Genomic DNA, 25209 nt, shown 5'->3' with positions numbered 1-25209 from the left:
TCGCTTCGCACCTTGTCGAGCAGCGGGACATCGGCTAGCGTCCCGCTGTGAACATCTTGTGGCACATGCAGACGAGGCTTCTGGCTGTCGTTCTAGCCCTGCTCTTGGGCCATGGGGGCAGTGCACATGCACTGTCCGCAGATTGCATGAATTCGTGTTGCGAGGATCACATGCACATGGCGGCGGATGTCGGCCATGTAGGCAGCTCTTGGCCCGGAGGGACGTCCGAGGATCCGGCAGGCAAAGTGCCGGATAGTTGTACATCAGGTCTATGCGGCGTGCTGGTCCTGGCCTATCATCGGACAGGCGCAGACTTTTCGCGGCCGGAACCTACGCGCATCTGGCATGCCCTTCGACTGAGCGCGCTCGAAGAGCCGGAAAGCCCGGACAGACCACCTATCCTCTGAACCCGATTTTCATCGGGGATCACCTCTCGTGATCGCCCTTTTTCGCCGCTGTGCCCTGCGGCTGGAATTCTGTGTTTCGAGATTAGGACCTATTCATGAAACGAACATCTCTGGTGCTGGGCGCTTGCGTCCTGGCGGGCGTCTTCGCCTATCTTTTCAAGCCCATCACGCCGACAGAGGACGGGGCCTCATCGACCCAATCGCAGGGCGGCTCCATGGTGGCGGTCAAAATGCCTGTTATCGAAGGGAATGCTGCAATCGGGCAGCGCATCTTTGAGAAAACCTGCGCCACTTGTCATGGCCTGGCTGGCGGCGGCATTGAAGGCGCAGGGCCGCCGCTGATCCATATCATCTATGAACCCGGCCACCACGGCGACGAATCCTTTCAGCGTGCCGTCGCTTTAGGGGTCAAAAGTCATCACTGGGGGTTTGGAGACATGTCGCCGATCGAGGGTTTGAAGCGCGGCGATGTTGCGATGATCATTGCATATATCCGTGACGTCCAGCTTGCCAACGGGATCAATTGAAGGGGAACCCCATGAAAAACCTTGCTTCCGCCATGCTTGTTTGGGCCTTTGCGACTGGCGCGTTTGCCCATTCGAGTATCGAGACCACAAAGCCGGAAAACGGAGCGACCGTTGCCGAAGCGCCCGCAGAAATCAGCGTCACCTTCGTCAAGAAGATCCGCCTGACGCGGGTCGAAATGACCTTTGATGAGGCGGCGCCCGTCAGGCTTGATCTTGGAGATCAGAAAACCTTTGATCGCGCCTTTACGCTGCCGCTGGAGAACATGGGCGCGGGCACCTATCGTATCGAATGGCGGGGCCTTGGCGCAGACGGGCACGCCATGCAGGGTGACTTCATGTTCATGGTGGATTGAACATGCCCGACATCTGGGAAACCGCTGCAATTCTTGCCAAACTCCTGCTCTTTATCGGGATCCTTGGGGCGACGGGGCTGGTCATCATCCGAATGGCGTTTGCGGATCTGGTGTCCCCGGTGGTCGGGCGGATGCGGCGACAGGCCACCGGTTTAGCGGGGCTGAGCATTATGGCCTCGGCGTTCGGTTTCATGCTGCGCGGTGCCGCGTTGACCGGCGGGGCTGACGGCATGAGTGACCCCGAAATCCTGGGCCTTTTGTGGCAGACGCCTGCCGGTGATGTCCTGATCCTTCGATTGCTGGGGGCGGGGATGATCATCCTTGGCCTGTGGGTCGACCGCTTTGGGAATTGGATCGCTTTGTGCGGGGGGCTTGTGGCGCTCTGGTCCTTTGCGCAGATCGGCCATATTCTAGAGGCGCCGGTGATGGGAGTGCAGGCGTTGCTGTTCCTGCACCTTGTGGGGATTTCGTTCTGGATCGGTGTTCTTGGTCCGCTGCGAGACCTGTCACGCCAGCCTGAGCATCTGGACAGGGCAGCGCGGCTTGGGCATGGCTTTGGACAAATCGCGATGGTGAGCGTTCCTGCAGTGCTTCTTGCTGGTGTGGCGATGGCCTGGTTGCTGCTGGGAGATCCTCGGGCCCTGGTCACAACCGGCTATGGGCAGACGCTGTTGGTCAAGCTCGCGCTGGTTGCTGCGGTGCTGATGCTGGCAACTGCAAACAAGCTGCGTTTCGTACCTGCGATGCAGACCGGAGATCACAGGGCGGCGGGCCATTTGGTGCGCTCCATTGAGTTTGAGGCAGCATTGATACTGGCAGCGCTTCTGGTGACAGCGGTACTGACCAGTGTCTTGACGCTTCCGAATTGAAACGTGGCCCGACAATCGGATGAACCAGAAAAGAACACCGGGAGTGCCCATGAAATATATCCTGATCGCAGCCACCTGCGCCTGCGCCTCGATGGCCGTTGCAGGTCATGAACTCGAGAACCGTGATCTTGCACGCGGCGAGAGGCTTTACGCGGAACACTGCGCCTCATGCCATGGCGCGAACCTTGAAGGCCAGCCCAATTGGCGCAGTCCCGGCGCGGACGGAATTCTGCCTGCGCCCCCGCATGATGAAACCGGTCACACATGGCACCATGACAACCAGCTTTTGTTTGATTACACCAAGCTTGGCGGCGAAAAAGCGCTTTCTATGCGGGGCGTTACCGGCTTTGCCAGCGGAATGCCGGGGTTTGGCGAGTTGCTCGGGGATGAAGGGATCTGGGAGGTTCTGGCCTATATCCGGTCCACCTGGCCGCAGCGCATCCAAGCCGCGCAGGCAAGCCGCAACCTGCCGCATGACTAGCTACGCGGCTTTGCCCGACGGGTCCTGACCCGGTCGATCCTGACGTGTGCGGTCTTGCGGATCAGGCCGCGAGGCCTTTTGATCCGATGTCGAGGAATTTCTGGCGGCGGTCCTTGATCAACTCGGCACCGTCCTTGGCCTTCAGTTCGTCCAGCATCGCTGTGATTGCTGTACCAACCGAGGCAATCGTTGCCTTGGCGTCCCGATGGGCCCCGCCAAGAGGTTCGGCTATGATGCGGTCGATGACAGCCAGTTCCAAAAGGTTCTGCGCGGTGAGGCGCAGCGCCTCGGCCGCTTCGCGCATCTTTTCGGAGTCCTTCCACAGGATCGAAGCGCAGCCTTCGGGGCTGATCACCGAGTAGACCGCGTGCTCCAACATGGCGACCCTGTTGGCGGTGGCAAAGGCGACAGCGCCACCGGATCCGCCTTCGCCGATAATGACCGATACAACTGGAACACCGATCTTGAGGCTCATCTCGGTCGAGCGCGCAATGGCTTCGGACTGGCCACGTTCCTCGGCACCCTTTCCAGGGTAGGCGCCTGTGGTGTCCACAAGGGTGATCACAGGCAGGCCAAAGCGCCCGGCCATCTCCATCAGGCGCACGGCCTTGCGGTATCCTTCGGGGCGGGCCATGCCAAAGTTATGGGCGATGCGCGACTTGGTGTCGGCGCCTTTTTCATGGCCGATCACCATGACCGGCTGGTCGTTGAAACGGGCAAGACCGCCCATCACGGCCAGATCGTCTGCAAAGTTCCGGTCCCCCGCCAAGGGCGTGTATTCGGTAAACAGGGCTTCGATGTAGTCCTTGCAGTGCGGGCGCTCTGGGTGGCGGGCCACCTGGCATTTGCGCCAGGGTGTCAGGTTCTTGTAGAGATCCTTCAAAAGCTGCTCGGCCTTGGCATCGAGGGCGGCGGCCTCGCTGGCCACGTCCATCTCCTCATTGGTACGGGCCAGGGCGCGCAGCTCTTCTGCCTTGCCTTCGATTTCGGCCAGCGGTTTTTCGAATTCCAGATACTGAGTCATGTCGCCTCGCTCTGCGCCCTAGGATACGCGGTTTCAGCGATATATGGCCTTGTCGGACGGCGGATGCAACTCGGCAGATTGGACCGGGCTGGTATAGGACAAGTTCAGTTTGGTCAGTTGGGCCAGATCACCGGGTAAAGCGACGCGACCAGCAGCAGGGCCATTGTCCAGTTGAAGACCGTCAGCCGACGCGGGTTGGTCAGAAGACGGGCCATCTGCTGCCCCAGAACTGTCCATGAACTGACGGACGGCAGGTTGACCGCACCAAAAAGCGCCGCAACCACGAATATCGCCCAAAGCGACTGATCCGGGGCATAGGCGCTGATGGCCGTCAGGGCCATTGCCCATGCCTTTGGGTTGACCCATTGAAAGGCCGCTGCCTGCACGAACGTCATAGGGCGTCCCTTTGCGTCTCCCGTTTCCGCCGGTCCGGCATTGGCGATCTTCCAGGCCAAATAGAGCAGGTAGATGACAGAGGCGGCTTTCAGCACGGTGTAACTGACCGGAAAGGCGTCAAACACCTGGATCAGCCCCGCACCAACCAGAATCACCATGAAAACAAACCCCAGCGCCACGCCCAGCATATGTGGAATCGTGCGGCGAAACCCGAAATTGGCGCCCGAGGCCATCAGCATCAGGTTGTTGGGTCCCGGTGTGATCGAGGAAACGAAGGCGAAAAGCGCAAGCGCAAGGATCAGATCGTGAGTCATGGAGGAGAATCTGACGCGTAGGTGGCAGAATGAAATTGCGTTTTAGGGCGTCTGATGCCTATTTTCACAATACATGGCGAAAAATGACAAGATGAACCAAAAAATATTGCTGGAGCTGTCCCGCGATGGGCGCATCAGCAATCTGGAACTCGCCGATCGTGTTGGCCTGTCACCTTCGGCGTGCCTGCGCCGAGTGCAGGAATTGGAGCGTGTCGGGGTTATCACCGGCTACAAGGCAGTTCTTAACCGCGAGGCGATGGGCGTCGGCTTTGTCACCTACATCGGGGTGGGGCTTGGCGAACACACGAAGGAGGCTCAACAGGCTTTTGAGCGCGCCATGCAGGCCGCGCCGGAGGTGGTGGAATGCCACAATATTACCGGGACCATCGAATACCTCTTGCGCGTCGAATGCGCGGACCTGCCGAGCTACAAGCGGTTTCACACGGATATTCTGGGCACCTCGCCCTATGTCACCGCGATCACTACCTATGTCGTCATGGGTTCGCCCAAGGACATGCGCGCTTAGGCGTCTGCCAAAAGGGCACGGATCGCGATTTCGGGCGAGGTCAGCACAGGCACGTCACTGTCGATGAACCGCGCGGCCCCTGCCATGGAAGCCTGCGCCAAAACCACGCAAGACGTGTCTGCGACCATGGCAAGGGATGTCCCCACCCAGGCGGCAATTTGACGGTGAAACTCTTCGGTGTCGCCATCGGTGAAATGGTGCCACAGCCCGGCCAAGGGCAGGCTGCGGATCTCTGCGCCTTTTCCCTGTTCGCCAAATGCGCGCTCCAGAAGGGCAGTGGAGGGCGCGCGGGTGCTTTCAAGGCAATAGGCGAGCATCACAGGGCCGCCGATCTCGGCTGCTCTCTGCATCATCGGCCAATCGAGGCGCGTGGCGCCGGCCTCTTCAGCCACTGCGCCGAGAGAGGTGCAGGTGCATAGACGTGGCCCCTGCGCGGCCTTGATGGTCTGAGTGATCTCCTGCCTGAGAGCTGAATCAATGCCGCCTTGGGCGCGCTCCAACCAGTCGGGGCGGACCACATGGACCAGGTTTGCCTCAGGGGCCAGGGCTTGGAATGTCTCCACATGGATGTCGGCCGTGTGGAACAATGTCAGATCTGTCATGTCGGCCCCGCTGTTTTCCCATCAGTTGCGGAATGTACCGCGAATAGCAACGGGGCCGGCCTGAAAAGCGAAATGAGTCTACTTCTGCTGCGCCAGAGCCACCAATTGGGCGAATTGTTCAGGGGTCAGAACCGCGCGCCAGTGGTCCGCGCAGTTGGAGCGCATGGTCACCAGCTTGACTTCATACTCACCGATCTTGGCAGCTAGCGCGGCGCGCTCTTCTGTAGGGGCGCCATCCAGGATGGCCGCGCGCAGGGCGGCACGTGCTGCAATTGCCTCGGCTTCCAGCGCCTTGCGCTTGGCGGGGCTGGTTGCCAGCCAGTTCTGCAGATTGGCGCGTTGCTCTGCAGTCAGGCCAAGCGCATCGGCGTTCTGTTTGACCAGCGGCGTCAGGCGCACGATGGGCGCGGACAACTCGCTCCGGTTTTTTCCCTGCTGGGCGGGAAGGGCGGTCGCGGTTGCCAGAACAAGAGCGGCGGAAAGAAGGATCTTTTTCATGTCGTTTCCAGTGGTTGCCAGTTGGGTTGCTGGCACCATTCCCGAACCGCATGCCATCGGCCTTGATTTACATCAATAAAATGGAATGTGTTTTTGGCGGTCGGATGCAAAAAAAAGGCGCCCGGATGGCGGACGCCCTTTTGTATGGCATTTGGAAGGATCAGCTTGCTGCGATCAACTCTGCCTGGGCGACGATGACCTCGGCCTGTTTGATCGAGGCGATATCAACCAGGCGGCCTTTGTAGACCGTGGCGCCTTCGCCATTGGCCTTGGCCTGTTCCATCGCGGCGAGGATCTCGCGCGCCTCGGCCACGGCTTCTTCCGAGGGAGTGAAGACCTCGTTGGCCAGGGCGATCTGCTTGGGGTGGATCGCCCATTTGCCGACCATGCCCAGCGTTGCCGAGCGTTTTGCCTGTGCGATGTAGCCTTCGTCGTCCGAGAAATCGCCAAAGGGGCCGTCCACGGGCAGCACGCCATGGGTGCGGCAGGCGGCGACGATGGCGGCCTGCGCCCAGTGCCAAGGGTCGGACCAGTGTTTCACGCCTTCGCGCAGCATGTAGTAGTTTTCCTGCGTGCCGCCGATGCCGGTGGTCTGCATGCCCATGGAGGCGGCAAAATCGGCTGCGCCAAGGCTCATCGCCTGCAGGCGAGGAGAGGAGGCGGCGATCTCTTCCACATGGGCGATGCCAGCGGCGGATTCGATGATCACCTCAAAGGAAATCGGCTTGGTGCGGCCCTTGGCGCGCTCGATGGCGGTGACCAGCGCATCGACGGCGTAGACATCCGCCGCGCAGCCGACCTTTGGGATCATGATCTGGTCCAGACGGTCGCCTGCCTGCTCCAAGAGATCCACAACGTCACGGTACCAATAGGGCGTGTCCAGCCCGTTGATGCGGACCGACATGTATTTCTTGCCCCAATCGACGGTGTTCAGCGCTTCGATCACATTGGCGCGGGCCACGTCCTTGTCGGTGGGCGCAACCGAGTCTTCCAGATCAAGGTTGATCACATCCGCAGCCGAAGCGGCCATTTTTGCAAAGAGTTTGGTGTTGGAGCCGGGGCCGAACAGCTGGCAGCGGTTGGGGCGTGCCGGGGCGGCGGGCTGGATGCGAAAGCTCATGGATGGCGCTCCCTGATAGGGTAATGAAATTACGATTTTGATCGCCATCGTGGTATGAAATTGCGCAAAGGCTTGCAAGGGGAAGTTTGCAGTCGCAGCATTGCCGGGGCGCGTGGCGGAAAAATGTCTTGCCGCCGCGTAAGAGTGAGCGGGAAGAGGCGCCTACGGGGTATTTTCTTCGGCAGCTTTCACCATTCTTCGAAGAATCTTCGAATAGGGCTTTCCTGCAAATGCAAAAATGGGACCGCTTCGCGGCGCTCTAACTTTAATGTCCGTCTGAATCATGATTAACGGAGGCCCGAGATGATCGAGACACCCTATCTGCTGTTCCTTGGCGATGCGCCCGACATGCTTGCGGCCAAGGTTGCCATTGGCATCCGCGACTGGCGCCCGGATCACGCGGTCGGTCAGATATCTTTGCCGGGCTGCGGTGCAGACCTTGGCTTGACCGAGATGACCCTGGAAGAAGCCAAGGCCGCCGGTGCAAAGACCCTGGTCATCGGCGTTGCCAACCGTGGCGGAATTATCTCCCCCGCGTGGAAAGAGGTGCTGATCAAGGCGCTGGAAATGGGCTATGACATCGCCTCTGGCCTGCACAACCTGCTGCGTGACGAGGGCGACCTTGTGGCGGCGGCCCAGACCCATGGCGGCACATTGCATGACGTCCGCGTGCCGTCGGTCGGCTACCCGATCGCCAATGGCGTCAAACGCAAAGGCAAGCGTTGCCTGGCCGTTGGCACCGATTGTTCGGTTGGCAAGATGTACACGGCACTGGCGATGGACGCCGAGATGCAGAAACGTGGCATGAAGTCCTCCTTCCGCGCCACCGGCCAGACCGGCATCCTGATCACCGGCCATGGTGTACCGCTGGACGCGGTGATTGCCGACTTCATGGCCGGTTCCATCGAGTACCTGACCCCGGACAACGACGAGGATCACTGGGATCTGATCGAAGGGCAGGGCTCCTTGTTCCACATCTCCTATTCCGGTGTGACCATGGCCCTGGTTCATGGCGGTCAGCCCGACGCGCTGATCCTGTGCCACGAACCCACCCGCGAACATATGCGCGGTCTACCGGGCTACAGCCTGCCAACCCTGGAAGAGCTGCGCGACACCGCGCTGCCGCTGGCCCGGAAATCCAACCCGGCCTGCCAGGTTGTCGGTATCTCGGTGAACACCCAGCATCTGAACGAAGAAGAGGCCGTGGCCTATCTGGAAGAAGTCGAAAAGCGTATGGGCCTGCCTGCGGTTGATCCCTATCGCCACGGCGCTGGCCGCCTGGTGGACGCGCTGGCCGCAATCTGATTTCTATGAGGGGGCGTCTGGCAACAGGCGCCCTTTTCATGTCCAATCCGCCAAGAACTCCGATCAAGACCTCGAAAGGATCAATCATGAAAGTCACCGTGACGCCGGATGTGTTCAAACTGGCGCGGGCCTTCACCATCTCCCGCGGCTCGCGGACCGAGGCCAAGGTGCTGACCGTCCGGGTCGAACAGGACGGGGTGACAGGGTGGGGCGAATGCGTGCCTTACGCCCGTTATGACGAAACCCTGGAAAGTGTGACCGCCGAGATCATGGGCCTGCCCGAGAGCTTTACCCGGGCAGAACTGCAGTCCCTTCTGCCCGCAGGTGCTGCCCGCAACGCCGTGGATTGTGCTCTGTGGGATCTGGAGGCGAAACAGGCCGGCAAGCGCGTCTGGGAGCTGGCGGGCCTGCAAAAGCCGGGGCCTGAGATCACCGCCTACACCCTGTCGCTCGACACGCCCGAGGTGATGCAGGAGCAGGCCGCCGAGAATGCCCATCGCCCGCTTTTGAAGATCAAGCTCGGCACCGCCGACGACATGCCCCGGCTTGAGGCCGTGCGCGCCGGTGCTCCCGATGCCAAGATCATCATCGACGCCAACGAAGGCTGGAGCGCGGAAGTCTACGCAGATCTCGCGCCGCATCTTGTGCGTCTTGGCGTCTCGCTGGTGGAGCAGCCCCTGCCCGCGGGTGATGACGATGCCCTGATCGGAATGGAGCGCCCGGTGCCTGTCTGCGCTGATGAAAGCTGCCATGACCGCGCCAGCCTGCCAAAGTTGAAAGGCAAATACGATGTGGTCAACATCAAGCTGGACAAGACCGGCGGATTGACCGAGGCGCTTAAGCTGCGTGAAGCGGCTTTGGCCGAAGGTTACGAGGTGATGGTCGGCTGCATGATGGGCTCGTCTCTGGCAATGGCGCCTGCGGTGCTTTTGGCGCAGGGCGCGATGGTGACGGACCTTGACGGGCCGCTGCTTCTGTCCGAAGACCGCGAAGTCACAATGGAATATGACGCTGCCGGTGTGCATCCGCCCAAGGCAGAACTCTGGGGCTGAGGAGACGACAATGACCCGTACTGTTTATGTGAATGGCGAATACCTGCCGGAAGACGAAGCGAAGATCTCGATCTTCGACCGTGGTTTCCTGATGGCGGATGCGGTTTATGAGGTGACCTCGGTCCTGGGCGGCAAGCTCATTGATTTTGAAGGCCACGCCGTGCGCCTGAAACGCTCGCTGGATGAGCTGGATATGCAGGAGCCTTGCAGCAAGGACGAACTGCTGGAGATCCACCGCAAGCTGGTGGAACTGAACGGCATCGACGAAGGGCTGGTCTACCTGCAGGTCACACGTGGTTCCGATGGCGACCGCGATTTCGTCTTCCCGGACCCGGAGACCACCAAGCCGTCGATCGTGCTGTTCACCCAGAACAAACCGGGTCTGGCCGATAGCCCCGCCGCCAAGAAAGGCGCCAAGATCATCTCGATCGAGGATATCCGCTGGGGCCGCCGTGACATCAAGACGGTGCAGCTCCTTTACCCCTCCATGGGCAAGATGATGGCCAAGAAGGCCGGTGCCGATGATGCCTGGATGATCGAGGATGGCTATGTGACCGAGGGCACCTCGAACAACGCCTATTTCGTCAAGGACGGTGTGATCGTGACGCGCCCGCTGTCCAACGATATCCTGCACGGGATCACCCGCAAGGCAGTTCTGCGCATGGCGGAGGAAGCCCAGCTGAAGGTCGAAGAACGTCTGTTCACAATTGATGAGGCGAAAGAGGCCGATGAAGCCTTTACCACCTCGGCCAGCGCATTTGTGATGCCGGTGGTGGAGATCGACGGCGTTTCGCTTGGAGATGGAACGCCGGGCCCGATCGCCAAACGCCTGCGTGAGATCTACCTGGAAGAGTCCGTCAAGGCCGCAGTCTGATCGTATCTGAAAATCACCTGTATCAGTGAAAAAGGCCGCCAGTGATGGTGGCCTTTTTTCGTCTGCCGCAGCAGCTCCGGTCGCTTGCGGTCGGCTGTTCCAAATACCGCCATTTGGTCCAAATCGGAGCCACGCCAGAAAAGCTTCCGCCGCCCGAGCGGCGCTTGCTGCACGATACCGATCTTGCGTTCTGCTTCGGCAATCGCCGTGTCTGCAATTGCGGCATCATCCCTGTGTCGCGCAATGACCCCCGGCCGTGCCTCCCACATTGCCTTGAAACTCAATGCAACCCGACTCCATGGAGGGGGGCCTCCGTTCAAAGGGCGTGCTGTCCACGCTTCCGCATGAGGACGCACCGAAGTATTGAAGAGTATGAGTGAATAGAAGTTTTTGTGGTTTATTAATAATGCAAATTTAAATAATCGCTATGGTAGTATTAACCTTGCGAGTTGATGTTTTCTACTCTAGATTGATCGCGGGCCGCATGTGTCGACTTGCCCAAAGTGTCCTGCTCTGAATATCGCTTCTGACCCATGCGTTGTGCGGTTTTTCAGTTTGAAATCCGATCCTGTGGGCAGTCCAAAGCTATAGCTTTTTTTGTGAAAATATTTGGGGGTGAGATGTATTCTGTTACTCTGAATCTGCGCCTGAATGCAATTTGCGTTGCAGTGTTCTTTTGTGTCGCCCTGATATTTGGCCGCGCGCAGGCAGCAACCAATTATTGCGAGGATACGGCTACCTATTGTTCGGCTGCGCCGGTCTGCCCGAATGTTGGCGGTGGTGTCGATTTTGCAGGCCAGACCATCCAAAACGTGAATTTCGGCGACAAGGGGCCGGGATACCTGCTCGGAGCGGATTTCAGCGGGACGACCTTGATCGGCGTGAATTTCGGCAATCAGGATCTGACCGGCGCCACGTTCAAGGGGGCTGTGTTCAAGGCAAACAGCGACGGCACGCGTACGGACCTGAGCAATTCGACCCTCAAAGGAACATGCTTTACCGGCGCGGACCTGTCTGGTGCCGATCTGCAATTTGCGACTTTTGAAGGCACTGACTTCACCTGCGCAAATGCCATAAACGCCAAGTTTGGCCCCGTGTTGTCCGTGAGCGGGGGGGCATCCGGGCGAACCAATTTCGCCTATGCCAAGCTGGGCATTGCCGAAGACGCCAGCAGCTTTCTCTTCCCGCTCAACAACATGACCCCCAATCCCAGTTTCTGGCAAAACACCGCTTTTGAATGCACAAAACTCATCGGCCTTGCCCCATCCAACTTTGCTCCGGCGGGGCATGACATGTCCGATGCTGTGCTCAAGGGGATGGTATTTGACGGTTTCAGTTTCTACGACGCGGGCAGAAAGGTCGGCTCTATCCTGAACGGCGCAGATCTCAGCGGCAGCAGCCTGCGATCTTCAGATCTGAGCCTGGTGAAGCTGGACGGCGTCACAATGGTTGGCGCAGACGCGAGTGGCGCGAATTTCACCGAAGCCTCGTTCTATTCCCAGACCGCATCGAACCTGAAATTGGCCAAGTTCAACAACGCAAACCTGAACAACACGGTGTTTGATCACAGCTCCCTGCAAACCGCGCAGTTCCATAACTCGGTCGGTACCAGCACGTCGTTCAAAAACGCGAACTTCCAGCCTGATGCCAACAACAAGGGCGCCTCGATCATTGGGGCAAGTTTCATCAAGGCCGATTTCGAGAGTGCCGCGCTGAACAATGTCAGCTTTACCAATAATACCGACCTGAGCGGTTCGAGCTTTCGCAACACAACGCTGAGCGGGACCAGCTTTTCCTTTTCGGACCTGACCTCGGCCGTGTTTGACGGCGCCACCTTGCAGGATGTGGATTTTACCAACGCCGCCCTGAACTCCGCCTCTTTTGCCTCGACCAACTTGACGGCAGCCAAGACCGGCGAGGGGGTGAATTTCCTGTGTGCCCAGTTAGGTGGGACCACGTTCAGCAGTGCGGTCTTGTCCAAGGCCAATTTTCAGGCCGCCGTGATGCCGCCAGACAGCCAGTGTTGCCCACAGGCGGACCAGACGTATTTTTGCGGATATGACAAGGATGGCATTGCCTATGGTCACACCGTACTGCCAACCGTGCCTGACGGGGCCTCGGTAACATGCCCAAATGGCGATACGCTTTCGTGCACCGGATCCGACTGGTTGGTTCCGAACTGGACTTCGAACCTGTGTAACCCCAATGGGCGCTCCGAGGTGCTGTGGACCAAGCCCACCTGCGGCAAACAGCCCAAGACCGTGATAATCCCGGATGCGAACCTCAAGAAATGTCTGCAAGACACGATCTATAACGGGGCCAACAGGCCCATCACAGTCACGGCGGCAAAGGCGCTGCAAAATCTCAGCTGCGGCGAGCGCCAGATCAGCGATCTGGCGGGGCTTGAAAAGAAGAATTTCCCAAACCTCGTGACCCTGGATCTGACCGGCAACCAGCTGGCAGGGGCCGGGGATTTTACGGGATTTTCCGACCAGCTCGAAGAGGTCAAGCTTGGTTACAATAACTATACAAGCCTCACCTTTTCAAATGATCAGACCGAGCTCAACTACCTGGCCGCGTCGAACAATCAGCTGACGGCGGTCACCGTCTCGCCCAACAGCTATCTGACCTATCTGGATCTCGCCCATAACCAGCTGGGCGGTACGGTCGATTTCTTTGCGACGCGGGAAAACAACCTGTCCTTTCTCGATCTGTCCTTCAACAGCATCACCAGCATCGGGGATGCAGATTTGCTGACAGATGCGAATACCATTTACCTGCAGTCCAATCGCCTCACGACAATCGGTTCCGTTTCGTCGCTTTGGAGTAATGGAAGTGGCAGTCTTTTTTACCTTAAGCTCAATGGAAATGCATGTTTTCAATGCGGCACTCTTGAGGTGGAGAAAAGTGTTTCCGATCAATTTGGGTGCTCCTGTGATCCAAATACATGTGGGGATTGCAAATAATTAGAAACTGATACTCAAAAGTAAGGGGAAATTGCATGAGTCTTCTTTGTTTCAAACCCGTGAAGGGGGCGGGCAGGCTGATGGTCGGCACGGTGTTTCTTGCTTTCGGATCGGCAGCTTCGGCCCAGAGCGATTATTCCGGCCAGACACTCACGGATATCAATTTTTTGGGCCAGGATCTGAGCGGTGCCGATTTCACCGGCGCGACTTTGGCAGGGGTGGTCTTTGATCAGGCCAACCTGACCGACGCGACCTTTGACAATAGCACGATCAGCGCCAGCGATCTGGGCGCGACCAGTTTTGATCTGGCCAATCTTACAGATGCGAACTTCACAGACGCCAGGCTCACCACGCTGGTGTCCTTTCAATATGCCACCCTGACCGGTGCGAATTTCAGTGGAATCGACAAGACAAAGGCGGATTTCGGCCCGACCCTGGACTATGATGCGTCGGTCTCGGGGCCGATCTTCAGCGACATGCGGATGGATTGCGAGTTTCCCTGGCTGTTCCAGTATCTCGACCTGCAGAACGCAGAGGTGCCCGATTGCGAAAACCTGGGTGCCGCGATCGATCCGGCTGAACTTCAGCGGTTATCGCCTCTGGCTCCGCAGGAGACCAATACGCCTGTAGGGGATCAAGCAGCCGGAGCGGACAATTTCGCCTTTGCCTCGCCAATGGCGCGGGCGCGTCTAGCGGCAGGGCGGGTGGGGTCTGCCTCGACCGCCGCGAGCGCGATCTATGTTTCGCCGCAAGGTACCGACAGCGCGACATGCGGCGCGACTTATGCAAGCGCCTGTCTGACTGTTGGCGAGGGGATTGCCCGGTGCGCGGCTTCGGGCGGGACCTGCGATGTGCTGATCGATTATGGCAAGTACACGCTCAGCGCGACGCTCGCCTTGGCTGACAAAGTGAACCTTGTTGGCGGATATGTTCAGGGTCAGCCCTCGTCGTCCTACCAGTCTACCATCATTGCACCGACGGGTGGCGCCCCGGCCATCTCGGGCGGGTCCGGGATCACGTCGAACCTTTCGAACCTGATCGTGATCGGCACACCATCGACCAGCGCCAATGACGCCTCTGTCACCATGCAGTTCATCAGCATGACCGGTCTCACCATGGCGAATGTCAACGTTCAGGCCGGTACCGGCACCGATGCGGCGAACCAGACGGGCGCGGGGGCGGGCACGGATGGCGCAGCGGGGTCCGGCGTAACCGCCGGAGCCAATAAATGCACGGCCTCTGACGCGGCGGGTGGCGCGGGGGCGCCGGGCTATGCGCTCAACACCAGCTGCAGTGGCAACTGGGCCTCCGGGTGCAGCTACCATTGTTCTCAAAACGGACCGGGTAACTGGGGTAACGGCGGCTCCTACGGTCAGGCTGGTGGCGGTGCCCCGCAGGGTAATTCCAAGCTGGCCTGTTATTTTGGCGGCTCGCATGGCACGGCAGGCAGCGGCGGCAATGGTGTAACAGGCGCCAGCGCCTCGCAGCAGGCTGCGGCCTCGAGCAATCGTGTCGGCTCTTTTGACGTCGCAACGGGCGCATGGACACCTTCGCCCGGTGCAGGTGGCCAGCGCGGCAATGATGGCGGCGGTGGTGGTGGCGGCGAAGCCTCGAGCCCCAACATTTCGGAGCATTGCAAGTTCCTCAGCTCTTGCGGCGTTGGCAGTGGGAGCGGTGGCACCGGTGGCGGTGGGGGTTCTGGGGGCTGTGGCGCGGATGGCGGCGTAGGCGGTCCGATGGGCGGTGGAACCTTTGCCATTGTGCTGATCAACACGGATCTGACCGTCACCTCCAAGCTCAAGGTGACCGGTGCCCAGGGCGGCAGTGGCGGCGATGGCGGCGCTGGAGCCAAGGGCGGTACAGGCGGCGCAGGCGGCACGGGGTCGAGCGGCGGAGCCAACGGCGGCCCGGGTGGCAAAGGCGGCGATGGCGGCGCGTCAGGTGGGGGCGCGGGCGGCAATGGCGGCCCGTCGGTTGGCATCGTGCTGGTCGGCACGTCCAAATACACTCAGGCTCCGACCTCGATCTACCCCGGCGCATCGGGCGCTGCGGGGACAGGCGGGGCGGGCTATGGCACGACTCCCACTGGCGCACCGGGCCAAAGCGGTCTTGCGCAAGCCTCCTACCAGGCGAATTGAGGTCCCCTCGGCTCTGGGCCCAGTCGGGTCCAGGGCCATCACACTCGGTTTAAATCACCAATTCTGGCGGAGTCGGAACATGTCCACCATTGATCACCAGCACCACGTCATTCATGCAGACCTGTCCCAAGCCCATGAGGGCGAAGAGCATTGGCTGCACGCTGCGGGCCGCGGTTACGAGCTTGTACCACATGATGATGCCAGCCGCGCAGAGGCGCGCAAAGCCGCACCTCACCTCGGTGCAGTGCCCGATCACCAGCTGACGCATTTTACGCCCGAGCCGGTGATGTTGCCGCGCAACCAGGTGGTGCGGGTTCATATCAAGCATTCTCTGAACACATTTGACGTGGCCGATGACGCCACGCATGGCTCAACCCATTCCGGCATTGTGCAGCCACCCGCTGGCGGCGATCCTGCGCCTCCGGTCCATCACCATATCAACTGGACCTCCACCGCCGCTGCGCTGATCTTTCACCACCCCGATCTGATCACCCATGACCCCGAGGTGGCGGCAATCGTCATGGACTTCATGACCGATCAGCAAAACTCGAAAAAGATCGTTGGCATGGTCAGCGAACTGGCCACCGCCATGGCCCAGGCTGGCCCGCCAACACCCGAAGGCGTGACCCCAGAAGGCTGGGCGGTGCTCAAGCCGATGCAGGTCACGACCTCCAACGGGACCTCCACGCATTATCAGCAGGTCCCCACCCAGCCCATTATCGATGCGGCCGGTGACGTCATGACCGCCATGATGATCGCCACGAAAAACGACCCCAACCTGAAGGGCAAGAAGTGGCAGCAGCAGACCGGCGACAGCGTGCAAAGCAGCTCGGGCGGCGAGGGCGCCAACCTGACCGAAGCTGCGCAACCGGTGGTGCGCGAGTTGATGACCCTTCGCGCGGGCGGCTCTGGTGACAACTGGACCGCAGCCCTGACCGTCAGCGGTGAACAGCACGGGTTGCAAACCGGTCTTTCCGTCAAGGATGCCAGTACCCGCACCATCAACGTCAAGATGGACAACACCTATATCCGCTATCTTGGCGCCTATATCGCCTTTTATGATGCCAATGATAACCTGATCGATCTGAGCGGCTGGAACTTTGATTGCGGCATTCCCGGGATCAGCGGCTTTGAAAACAACAACTACCGCTGCCTGGGACTGATCTCGCCAGTCAACAATTTCATGGCGATCCCGATTATCGCAAACCCGGGTCAGCTGAACTATGGTGACGGGGTAGATATCACCTTCCCCTCGGCCAAGGCCACCTCTGCCAGGATCTTTGGCGTTGGCCTTGGAACCGGTGACATTCCCTATGGCACGGCCGTCGTGCCGGGCGGGGTGATGACCGGCCTTGTGAACCTCGCGATCCCGGCCTTTCTGATGGGTTTTGCCGTGGCCGCGCAGAGCTATATGCCGCTTTACAAGATCATGCAGGACAAAAAGGTCATCGCCGCAGCTATTGCTGCGGGCACTGTCTTTTTCGGCGCGCAATTCGGCACCTCGGCGGCCCATCACAAGATGAACTGGAGCGCGCTGACTTCGCTTTGCTCGATCCTTTTCGATCAGGGGCTCACCAAGGCGCTGGCCTGGTGCGAGGCGACGATTGTCGAGGGTGAGATCGAGGATGAAATCCCTTTCTCTGGGTGGCTTGTGGTGGCGCTCAACATCGCGACGGGCACGGCACAGCTTGCCGAGACAATTGTCGAGGTCGCCACCTCGCCCTGGTTCATCACCAATACGGTGACCGAACAGATCACTTCGACCATCACGGTTCATCCCGATCCGCGCCACCAAGCCTGGCCCCAGGGTCAGGCGGGCACCACGAGCCGCTGCGAAGCCAAGATGATCTTCAAGAACCAGGGGCGTCCCACGGTGTCGCAAACCTTCGACATCCCGGCCAATTTCACCGATGCCCAGATCCAGTTTGCATTTGACGGCAACACGCTGGGCGGTGAGGTCAAGATCGAAGCGGATTTCTACATCGACAACTGGCTGGCGGGCAAAGCCCAGTCCGGCTGGCTGAACAACGAAGAAGACGTCACGGCAGACATGACACTCTACCTTGTGCAGCTGCCGATCCCCATCACGGCAAGCTCGACCTTCAAGCACAGCGCCATTCTCACTTACGAAAACGATGCCTACAGCTGGAACGACACAGCCACCGCGCCCACCGCAACACTGGCGAACCTGTCGACCTCTTCGAACGCAAACGAGATTTCCGAATGCGTGGCCCTGGCCCTGTCCCAGCGCTATGCGGTTCTCGGCCAATCCTTCAAGGCGGCGGGTACCGGGCTTGCTCCGGCCACGGGGGGCGGGTTCGACACCCAGCTCTTTGCCTTCCAAAGCCAGAACATCCCCGGACGCCCCATGTCCGATGTCAAATGGATGACAGCGGGTTTCACCTATCAGTCCGAGCTGATCTACGACCCTTTCCCTCCCAAGTTCCTCATGAAGGACGGCCAATGGGTGCTGCAAAATGACCGGCCTGTACCCGACCCCACGGACGTGGATCTGGGCTGCTACTACGTGGACCCGCGGCTGCAGGACACCTCACTGGACCAGGGCGGCGGGTTCCACCTGCGTAAGGTGGACGTGACCAGCACCGGCGATTTTGACCCCGGAACCCTGCCGGATCCAAGCCTCAAATCTCATGGCCGTTTCCCGTATTTCCCGGACCATACGGCGATGCATCCGTCGGGCCATCTCATCGGGGTGAATCAAAAAGCGGCCAAGGTCATGATTCTGAATATTGATCAGGCGGGCAAGGCAGACGCAGACATCCCCGTGGCCAGCACAAATGCCGGCAAAGCCCTGATCGATAACCGCGAAGGTTTGCTCTTCCGCCCCGTCGCGCTGGGCTGTTCGTATGATGGCACGCTCCTGATCCTCGACCAGGTCTTCAGCCAGGAAACCTCCGCAAGTCGTGTGCAGGCTTTCGATCTGCTCGGGCGACCTGTATCCTGCTTTCTGGATGACCAGGGCGCGGCCACATCCATTCTGCCGATCCCGAATGATGGAGAGGTCTATCTGGACATGTGCGTGGTGGGTAACAAATCCATGACCTATATCTTCATTCTCTATTACACCGGCACCGGCAAATCGCCTTCTGACTACAATGTGGCCATCTATGGGTTTGGGGAAAAAGCCAAAAGCTCTGAGATGAAGCCCATCGTCACCACTAACGGTGTCCCCGCCGCGCGCATCGCAGTGGATATGTGGCACACGCTTTATACCCTGAACTATCAGATGGTTGCCAACACGGCAGGCAAGGCCTCAGGGCCAGCCACGTCCCACACCGGACCTGACGGGCGCACGGTGCTGTCCATCAGCGAATGGCTCCTGCCTGTGCCGGGTCAGGGCTGACCTGCCCCTTGCCTGTTGGCCCGAGGGTCAGCCGAACCGAAAGCTGGAAGCGGTTACGCCGCCAAAGATGTCTTTCTGGTGATAGACCCTGCTGGACACCTCCTCTTCGGCAGCGCCGAGCGCGGCAAAGAGGGGAACAAGGTGGTCTTCCTGCGCGTGGCAGGCGCGGGCACAAGGGGCGCTTTCCCAGTTCAATAGCGCCTCTGTACGTTCTGTGCCTGGCAGGCTCATCACCTCGTTCAGCCAGGCATCAAAAGCTTCGGAGGCGGCCTTGGCGCGCGGTCCGAATTCTGAAAGGTTGTGATAGCTGAGGCCGGAGCCCACGATCAGTACGCCTTCATCGCGCAATGGGGCAAGGGCGCGGCCAAGGGCGAAATGCTCGGCCGGGCTGTAGCCGCGGCGCATGGAGATCTGGAACAGCGGCACATCCGCATCCGGGAACATCACCGCCATCGGAACAAAAGTGCCGTGGTCAAAGCCTTGCTGGGCGTCCGTGGCGACTGGCAGACCTGCGCCTGCGATCAGATCCGCAGCGCGTTTTGCCACATCAGGGGCACCGGGGGCGGGATACCGGATTTCGTAGGTCTCGGGCGGGAAGTTGAAATAGTCATAGACCATCGGCGGGCGGGGCGAGGTCATGACGGTAAAGCGTTCTGCCTCCCAATGGCCCGAGATCATGAGAACCGCCTTGGGAAGCTGCCCGATTTCGGCGGGCATGCGCGCCAAAGACTCTGCGAGTGGGGCAAGCGCAGCATTCATGTCGGGGATCCACGGCCAGGGCCCGCCGCCGTGGGAGATGAAGTAGCTGGGCAACCCTGATGTCATGACGACCTCCAAACAGCGCGTATCGCAGGCTGCCGGGCAAGGGGCGGGCCGCCTGCGCTCACACTAACAACGAGGTCCGCCCTGTTTTAGGCGCAGGAGGGAACAGGGGATGTGCGCCGATCCGTGAGTGATCACGCGGATCTGTCTGGTCACGACTTGTCGGTCACGTTTTCCTTGAAGGCGACCTCGAACTCGGCCTGTTTTTTCGGGCTGGCCTCGGTCTGGTAGTTGGATTTCCATTCGTCCATGGTCATGCCGTAGAAGATTTCACGCGCTTCGGTCTTGCCCATTTCGATGCCGCGTTCATTGGCGGCTTCCTGGTACCAGCGGCTGAGGCAGTTGCGGCAAAAGCCTGCCATGTTCATCAGGTCGATGTTCTGCACGTCGGTGCGGTCTTCCATCAGGTGTTTCTGCAAGCGGCGGAATGCTGCGGCTTGCAGCTCGATCTCGGTCTGTTGGTCCATGCGGTTTTCTCCCGGTTTGCGCTCGAGTTTTATGATTGCGGCTTGGCGGACTTGCCTACCAGCGGACTACTTGGCGGGCAATGCCGCCCCACCTGTTCAGATCAGCCTGAGAGCAAGGTAGGGCATCAGGCAGAATATAAAAGTCAGGATCTTGTAGGTCGCGAGATATGAAAAATAGGCTGCCTTGACCGTTTTCAAATCGAGATCGAAGAGACTGGCATGCAAGGCCGCAAAGCGGTCACGCAAACTGACAAGCAGAACGGACGTAATCATCAGGAACGCCAAGTTGAGCGCAGTGAGCCAGCCAAAAAGGGAAACGAGGGTATCTTGAGACATCATAGGTCCTCTGCATGTGGCAAAGAGGGGGAGGCGCTGTTTCGCGCTTGTCATTCATTCTGCGCGTCACACCCGTATGAGGCAACCTTGGTGTTCGGGCACGTAAGACTTGAAGCCCGGGGAGCCTAGATTTGCGCGGCCACAAGCGCCTGGGGCAGCACCTTTGCCAGGCGCTTGGCCCAACGGCGCTGACCGGCTGCATCGGCGATCAGGTCGCTGCGCAGCTCGATCAGGGTATTCGGGCGTCCGTGCGCGGTGCCATGGGTGTCGATTGCATCCCCCGGCAGATAGCCCGTGTAGGGCTGATTGATCCCGACGCAAAGATCGCCCTCGGCCTTGAGCAAGTCGATCAGTGCCGGAGAAAACCTTTCACCCTCGGGATAGAGGATTCCGATTTCCCACGGCCGCGGCGGGCGGCCGCGCAATTGGCGGGTAAAGGAGTGCATCGAGAGGATCACAGTGCCCGGTCGCGCGGCCAGCCGGGCCACTTCGGCGTGGTAGGGGCGATAGCAGGCGTTCAGCCGCGCGTCGCGCTCGGCCTCATCGGCATGGCGATTGGCGGGAATGATCGTGCCGTCATAGAGCTTCATCAGAAGGGTCGGGTCGTCCTCGCCGCGATTGGGGTCGATCACAAGGCGCGAGAAATTGGACGCCACCACCGGCGCGTCCAGCATTTCGCCCAGGTGGCGGGCAACCGCATAGGCTCCGATGTCATAGGCAATGTGGCGTTCCATGTCCTCATGGGGAAGGCCAAGATCTCCGCCGTTCACGAAAGGGGGGACATGATTGCTTGCATGATCGCAGGTGATCAACCAGCGGGCAGGGCGGTCAGCCCCGTGCACATAGTAGGGTACGTAGGTCATAACTCTGTCATCGTTTGTTGACGTTCCCTTTAGGGCAGTTGCGGCAAAATGGGAATTGCGCCATAAGCACCTCAACCATGTTTGCGGTAACGCCGCCCGCTACAGACCTGATACCAGAAGGATCCTGCCGATGAAACGTTCTCGCAGCGTGAAGATTGTTGCCACACTGGGGCCTGCGTCCGAAACCTATGACATGATCCGCGCCCTGCATGAGGCTGGCGCCGATGTCTTTCGCCTCAACATGTCCCACGGGACCCATGCCGAGATCACCGAGAAACACCGCATCATCCGTCAGGTGGAGCAGGACCTTGACAGTTCGATCGGCATTCTCGCCGACCTTCAGGGGCCAAAGCTGCGCGTGGGTGTTTTCGCAAACGGGGCCGAGGAGCTTGTGGAGGGCGCGTCCTTCCGCCTGGACCTGGACCCCTCCGAAGGGGACGTTGCGCGAGTCTGCCTGCCGCACCCCGAGATTTTCCAGGCGCTGGAACCTGGCGCGCATCTTCTGGTCAACGATGGCAAGATTCGTCTGCGGGTGGAGCGCTGCGGCGCAGATTTTGCCGATTGCATCGTGGTGACGGGCGGGACCATTTCGAACCGCAAGGGCGTGAACGTGCCCGATGTGGTGCTGCCTCTGGCGGCCCTTTCCGAAAAGGATCGGGACGATCTGGAATTCGCCTGTGCCTTGGGTGTGGACTGGATCGCGCTGTCCTTCGTGCAACGGGCGAAGGATGTGTTCGAGGCCAAGGGGCTGGTCGATGGCCGTGCGGCGGTTCTGTCGAAGATCGAAAAACCTTCGGCGGTGGAGCAGTTCGAGGAGATCCTCGATGCGTCCGACGGGATCATGGTTGCGCGTGGTGATCTGGGGGTCGAGCTGCCGGTGTCTGCCGTGCCGCCGATCCAGAAACGTCTGGTGCGCAAATGCCGTGCCGCCGCCAAGCCGGTGATCGTTGCCACCCAGATGCTGGAAAGCATGATCGAAAGCCCGATGCCCACGCGGGCCGAAGTCTCTGACGTGGCCACCGCGATCTACGAGGGAACCGATGCGATTATGCTGAGCGCCGAATCCGCCGCAGGGCAGTACCCGGTGGAGGCGGTTCGGACGATGGACAATGTCGCCGCCGAGGTGGAAACGGATCCAACCTACGCGCAGATCATCGCCGCGTCGCGCTCCTCCAAGGGGACGACCATTGCCGATGCCATTGTTTCCGCTGCGCGTGAGATTGCGGAAAAGACCGATATCAAGGCGATCTGCTGCTTCACCCAAAGCGGGACCACCGCGCTGTTGACCGCGCGCGAGCGGCCCGGTGTGCCGATCATCGCAATGACCCCGCTGGAAGGCACCGCGCGGCGGCTTGCGCTCAGCTGGGGCTGCCACTGTGTGGTAACCGGCAGTCAGGAGCGATTCAAGGGAGCGGTGGTGAACGCGGCGCGGGCCGCCCGCGCTGGCGGGTTTGCAACCGAGACAGATCAGATCGTGGTGACAGCAGGTGTGCCGTTCAACGTCCCCGGAACCACCAACATCCTACGAGTCGCGCCGTGCGATGAGCGTTTGATTTATAGCACCGACCCGGAATAGGCTGACCCCGAGCCCGCATGCCTGCGGGTAGGGGGCGCAAAGTGGACAGTGATCTTGCGGTTGTCTTGGGGGTTTTCTTGGCTGGCCTGGGGCTGGTGTCCTTGATATCCGCATTCAGCGACGGGAGACGTCCTGTTCTGGCGGCTGGTCTGCTTTTCCTGAGCGCGGGCTTGATCCTCTATTCCGTTTGGTTGCGACAGAAGGGATACAGGCTTGAGGAGTTGCCAGATGTGTTCTTCGGCGTGATTGGCCGTCTTTTCTGAAGAAACCGCTTGCTCTTGTCATCCTGTTTTCGTACACGGCGACCCTGTTCACGTGGCCGGCCAGAGTGGCATGCCGAGTCGCGTATCGACCGAACCCGAATTGAAGGAGACGGAAATGCCCAAAATGAAGACGAAATCGAGCGCCAAAAAGCGCTTCAAGGTGACTGCCACCGGTAAGGTGATGGCAGGTCAGGCCGGCAAGCGCCACGGCATGATCAAACGTCACAAGAAATTCATCCGTGATGCCCGCGGCACCACGACCCTGTCCGCCCCCGACGCCAAGATCGTCAAGGGCTTCATGCCCTACGACCGCTAAGAGGAGATTTGACACATGTCCCGCGTTAAAGGTGGTACCACAACTCACGCCCGTCACAAGAAGGTCATCAAGGCCGCCAAAGGTTACTACGGCCGCCGCAAGAACACCTTCAAGGTCGCCCGTCAGGCCGTCGACAAGGCGAACCAGTACGCAACCCGCGACCGTAAGGCGCGCAAGCGTAATTTCCGCGCCCTGTGGATCCAGCGTATCAACGCTGCTGTCCGCAGCCACGACGAGTCGCTGACATATTCGCGCTTCATCAACGGCCTGAACCTGGCCGGTATCGAAGTCGACCGTAAGGTTCTGGCGGATCTCGCCGTGCACGAGCCCGAGGCATTCGGTGCGATCGTTCGCCAGGCTCAGTCCGCTCTGGCTGCCTGATCCCGCACTGGCCGCCCGATCGTCTTTGACGGTCTTGCAGCGGTTAGCAAAATTGGAAAAGCCGCCTCAACGAGGCGGCTTTTTTGTTTGCACTGTCGCACGAGGCGGCGAGATGTCCAAATCAGTGCTATGCCGTTGCGATCTTGTTGAGACCCGTGGCCGCATCCAGCGTGTCTTTGACCTTGGAGGGCGGCAGCATGTTGCAATAGCCGCCAAGGTCATACATTCCCACCACATTGTCGATCGTTGCATCGGTGACGGGGATATAGGTTGACGTCACATTGCCGACAGGAAGGAAGATGCTTCTGGAGGTGTCGCCCCCCGGTGCGATGATCTGGCCGTGGCATATCTCAAACATTGCATAGGCATCGTCCGGCGGCGTGATCTTTTCTGTCGTTGCGTTGGTCAGCTGGTCCTCGATCGACTTGCCGATCTTGGTCTGAGAGGTCCAGGTGTAGCTGTATTCGGTTTCCAACGAGGCTGTGACATAGTAGGTGCCGCTGACCGAGGCGCTTGTGGTGACACTGTGGGTCTGGGTCAGGGCGTGCTCGTAGGATTCGGCCTGTTTGGCGATATTTTCCACGTATTCGGTGCGTGTGATGCCCTTGGGCACGGCTCCGATCACTGCAGTGGCGTTTTGATCCAGAACCGAAGATTGGGAAAACCCGACGACGCAGACAGGATCCAGCGCATCCAGGTAATCGCCACTCCAACCGCCAAGCGCAATGATGAGCAGGTCTGCCGGGTCGCAGCCCAGTTCAGTCGACACGCGGGTTTCGGATCGGTTCTCTCCGATCGATACCTTGGATCCGTCGGTGAAGTAGAAGGTCAGCGACCCCAGAACCCCATCTTGCATTGCATAGCCGATGTCCTGAAGCTGCTTGTCGAGGGTCAGGCGTACGGAATCCGACAATCCTCCGCCATTGCCACCATGTTGCACTCCGTTGATTAGGATCGCGTCGATCTTCGTGCCGCTTCTGAAGCGCAGCTCGCGTATTGATCCCGACGCGAACGGCCCGCCGCCGCCGCCGCCGATCTTGTGGGACGTAATGTATCCGCTTGCTGCCTTGAACGCTTCAATCTGTTCGCTTGTGAAGACCGTGTCCATGCTGATCCGTGATCCATCCATGAGAGCTCTTCCAACCTCCGATTAACTGTGAACTGAACGCCTTTAGTCACACACGCAAAAGGCGATTCTGCAAATTCCATGTGTGTAAAAGTTGTTGATGGTTTGTCGTTGTTTCGGTCTACATCTGCCGCTGGGCGTCACAGGTTCAGCCTGCGAGGATCCCAATTCGGCCTGGTTCACGGATCCCAGCGGAGCAGCGGGCACGGCGATCCAAGGGGGCAGCGCGACGTGATGGGTCTT

At 59.8% G+C, this 25209-nt stretch carries 25 protein-coding genes; 15 read left to right on the top strand and 10 right to left on the bottom strand.

What is annotated here, in order from left to right; all coding sequences use genetic code 11:
- Positions 1-502: 502 nt before the first annotated feature.
- From AADA15_RS09600 to AADA15_RS09585, 4 genes are read left to right on the top strand one after another with little or no spacing between them, the layout of a single operon-like run.
- Positions 503-934, top strand: a complete 432-nt coding sequence (locus AADA15_RS09600; RefSeq protein ID WP_341641335.1) for a c-type cytochrome — start codon at positions 503-505, stop codon at positions 932-934.
- Between the two features lie 11 nt (positions 935-945).
- On the top strand, positions 946-1287 hold the full coding sequence (locus tag AADA15_RS09595) for a copper resistance CopC family protein (RefSeq protein ID WP_341641334.1): 342 nt from the start codon (positions 946-948) through the stop codon (positions 1285-1287).
- Positions 1288-1289: 2 nt separating this feature from the next.
- Complete coding sequence (locus AADA15_RS09590) at positions 1290-2156, top strand: CopD family protein (RefSeq protein WP_341641333.1); 867 nt, start codon at positions 1290-1292, stop codon at positions 2154-2156.
- 49 nt (positions 2157-2205) lie between these two features.
- Entirely contained in the window at positions 2206-2637 is a 432-nt protein-coding gene (locus AADA15_RS09585) for a c-type cytochrome (protein ID WP_437343187.1), read from the top strand.
- Positions 2638-2698: 61 nt separating this feature from the next.
- Here AADA15_RS09585 and AADA15_RS09580 read toward each other — a convergent pair whose 3' ends face one another.
- Positions 2699-3661, bottom strand: a complete 963-nt coding sequence (locus tag AADA15_RS09580; RefSeq protein ID WP_341641332.1) for an acetyl-CoA carboxylase carboxyltransferase subunit alpha — start codon at positions 3659-3661, stop codon at positions 2699-2701.
- A 113-nt stretch (positions 3662-3774) separates the two neighbouring features.
- On the bottom strand, positions 3775-4371 hold the full coding sequence (locus tag AADA15_RS09575; RefSeq protein ID WP_341641331.1) for a LysE family translocator: 597 nt from the start codon (positions 4369-4371) through the stop codon (positions 3775-3777).
- A gap of 73 nt (positions 4372-4444) precedes the next feature.
- On the opposite strand from AADA15_RS09575, the gene AADA15_RS09570 reads away from it, so the two are divergent.
- The gene (locus AADA15_RS09570; protein ID WP_341641330.1) at positions 4445-4897 is read left to right on the top strand and encodes an Lrp/AsnC family transcriptional regulator; all 453 of its coding nucleotides are present in this window, start codon (positions 4445-4447) and stop codon (positions 4895-4897) included.
- Here the strand turns inward: AADA15_RS09570 and AADA15_RS09565 are convergent.
- The 3 genes from AADA15_RS09565 to AADA15_RS09555 all read right to left on the bottom strand — a co-directional run bounded on the left by AADA15_RS09565 (position 4894) and on the right by AADA15_RS09555 (position 7117).
- Positions 4894-5499: a hypothetical protein gene (locus tag AADA15_RS09565; protein WP_341641329.1), complete on the bottom strand. Its 606-nt coding sequence runs from the start codon at positions 5497-5499 to the stop codon at positions 4894-4896. The genes AADA15_RS09570 and AADA15_RS09565 overlap by 4 nt on opposite strands.
- Before the next feature lie 78 nt (positions 5500-5577).
- Positions 5578-5997, bottom strand: a complete 420-nt coding sequence (locus AADA15_RS09560; protein WP_341641328.1) for a Spy/CpxP family protein refolding chaperone — start codon at positions 5995-5997, stop codon at positions 5578-5580.
- A gap of 160 nt (positions 5998-6157) precedes the next feature.
- Positions 6158-7117 (bottom strand): L-malyl-CoA/beta-methylmalyl-CoA lyase, encoded by a 960-nt coding sequence (locus tag AADA15_RS09555; protein ID WP_341641327.1) that lies wholly within the window; start codon positions 7115-7117, stop codon positions 6158-6160.
- 303 nt (positions 7118-7420) lie between these two features.
- On the opposite strand from AADA15_RS09555, the gene dgcN reads away from it, so the two are divergent.
- From dgcN to AADA15_RS09525, 6 genes are all read left to right on the top strand, one after another.
- A complete protein-coding gene (dgcN, locus tag AADA15_RS09550) occupies positions 7421-8422 on the top strand; it encodes an N-acetyltransferase DgcN (protein WP_341641326.1) in 1002 nt (333 codons plus the stop codon).
- 86 nt (positions 8423-8508) lie between these two features.
- Positions 8509-9474, top strand: coding sequence for an N-acetyl-D-Glu racemase DgcA (gene dgcA, locus AADA15_RS09545; protein WP_341641325.1), 966 nt, complete (start codon positions 8509-8511; stop codon positions 9472-9474).
- Positions 9475-9484: 10 nt separating this feature from the next.
- Positions 9485-10348, top strand: coding sequence for a D-amino-acid transaminase (locus AADA15_RS09540; protein ID WP_341641324.1), 864 nt, complete (start codon positions 9485-9487; stop codon positions 10346-10348).
- A gap of 620 nt (positions 10349-10968) precedes the next feature.
- Complete coding sequence (locus AADA15_RS09535; RefSeq protein ID WP_341641323.1) at positions 10969-13314, top strand: pentapeptide repeat-containing protein; 2346 nt, start codon at positions 10969-10971, stop codon at positions 13312-13314.
- Positions 13315-13349: 35 nt separating this feature from the next.
- Positions 13350-15452: a pentapeptide repeat-containing protein gene (locus AADA15_RS09530; protein WP_341641322.1), complete on the top strand. Its 2103-nt coding sequence runs from the start codon at positions 13350-13352 to the stop codon at positions 15450-15452.
- A gap of 79 nt (positions 15453-15531) precedes the next feature.
- Positions 15532-18816, top strand: a complete 3285-nt coding sequence (locus AADA15_RS09525; RefSeq protein WP_341641321.1) for a hypothetical protein — start codon at positions 15532-15534, stop codon at positions 18814-18816.
- A 27-nt stretch (positions 18817-18843) separates the two neighbouring features.
- Here the strand turns inward: AADA15_RS09525 and AADA15_RS09520 are convergent, their stop codons facing one another.
- The 4 genes from AADA15_RS09520 to AADA15_RS09505 form a co-directional block, all read right to left on the bottom strand.
- Complete coding sequence (locus AADA15_RS09520; protein ID WP_341641320.1) at positions 18844-19641, bottom strand: DODA-type extradiol aromatic ring-opening family dioxygenase; 798 nt, start codon at positions 19639-19641, stop codon at positions 18844-18846.
- Positions 19642-19790: 149 nt separating this feature from the next.
- Positions 19791-20105: a DUF1244 domain-containing protein gene (locus tag AADA15_RS09515; protein WP_341641319.1), complete on the bottom strand. Its 315-nt coding sequence runs from the start codon at positions 20103-20105 to the stop codon at positions 19791-19793.
- Positions 20106-20201: 96 nt separating this feature from the next.
- Positions 20202-20441 carry a DUF6868 family protein gene (locus AADA15_RS09510; RefSeq protein WP_341641318.1) on the bottom strand — a complete coding sequence of 80 codons (240 nt, stop codon included), beginning with the start codon at positions 20439-20441 and terminating at the stop codon, positions 20202-20204.
- A 125-nt stretch (positions 20442-20566) separates the two neighbouring features.
- The gene (locus AADA15_RS09505; RefSeq protein WP_341641317.1) at positions 20567-21304 is read right to left on the bottom strand and encodes an N-formylglutamate amidohydrolase; all 738 of its coding nucleotides are present in this window, start codon (positions 21302-21304) and stop codon (positions 20567-20569) included.
- A 130-nt stretch (positions 21305-21434) separates the two neighbouring features.
- Here AADA15_RS09505 and pyk point away from each other — a divergent pair, with 130 nt between their 5' ends.
- The 4 genes from pyk (at position 21435) to rplT (ending at position 23840) form a co-directional block, all read left to right on the top strand.
- Complete coding sequence (gene pyk, locus AADA15_RS09500; protein ID WP_341641316.1) at positions 21435-22880, top strand: pyruvate kinase; 1446 nt, start codon at positions 21435-21437, stop codon at positions 22878-22880.
- A gap of 41 nt (positions 22881-22921) precedes the next feature.
- Complete coding sequence (locus AADA15_RS09495; RefSeq protein WP_341641315.1) at positions 22922-23143, top strand: hypothetical protein; 222 nt, start codon at positions 22922-22924, stop codon at positions 23141-23143.
- Positions 23144-23258: 115 nt separating this feature from the next.
- The gene (rpmI, locus tag AADA15_RS09490; protein WP_009178285.1) at positions 23259-23459 is read left to right on the top strand and encodes a 50S ribosomal protein L35; all 201 of its coding nucleotides are present in this window, start codon (positions 23259-23261) and stop codon (positions 23457-23459) included.
- Positions 23460-23474: 15 nt separating this feature from the next.
- A complete protein-coding gene (gene rplT / locus AADA15_RS09485; RefSeq protein ID WP_341641314.1) occupies positions 23475-23840 on the top strand; it encodes a 50S ribosomal protein L20 in 366 nt (121 codons plus the stop codon).
- Positions 23841-23967: 127 nt separating this feature from the next.
- Here rplT and AADA15_RS09480 read toward each other — a convergent pair whose 3' ends face one another.
- Positions 23968-24969, bottom strand: a complete 1002-nt coding sequence (locus tag AADA15_RS09480) for a hypothetical protein (protein ID WP_341641313.1) — start codon at positions 24967-24969, stop codon at positions 23968-23970.
- Positions 24970-25209 lie beyond the last annotated feature (240 nt).

It is taken from the genome of Phycobacter sedimenti, from assembly GCF_038148855.1.
In the GTDB taxonomy this organism is placed as follows: domain Bacteria; phylum Pseudomonadota; class Alphaproteobacteria; order Rhodobacterales; family Rhodobacteraceae; genus Phycobacter; species Phycobacter sedimenti.
The sequence above is the reverse complement of the archived record's forward strand: the minus strand, read 5'-3'. Positions and strand labels throughout refer to the sequence as shown.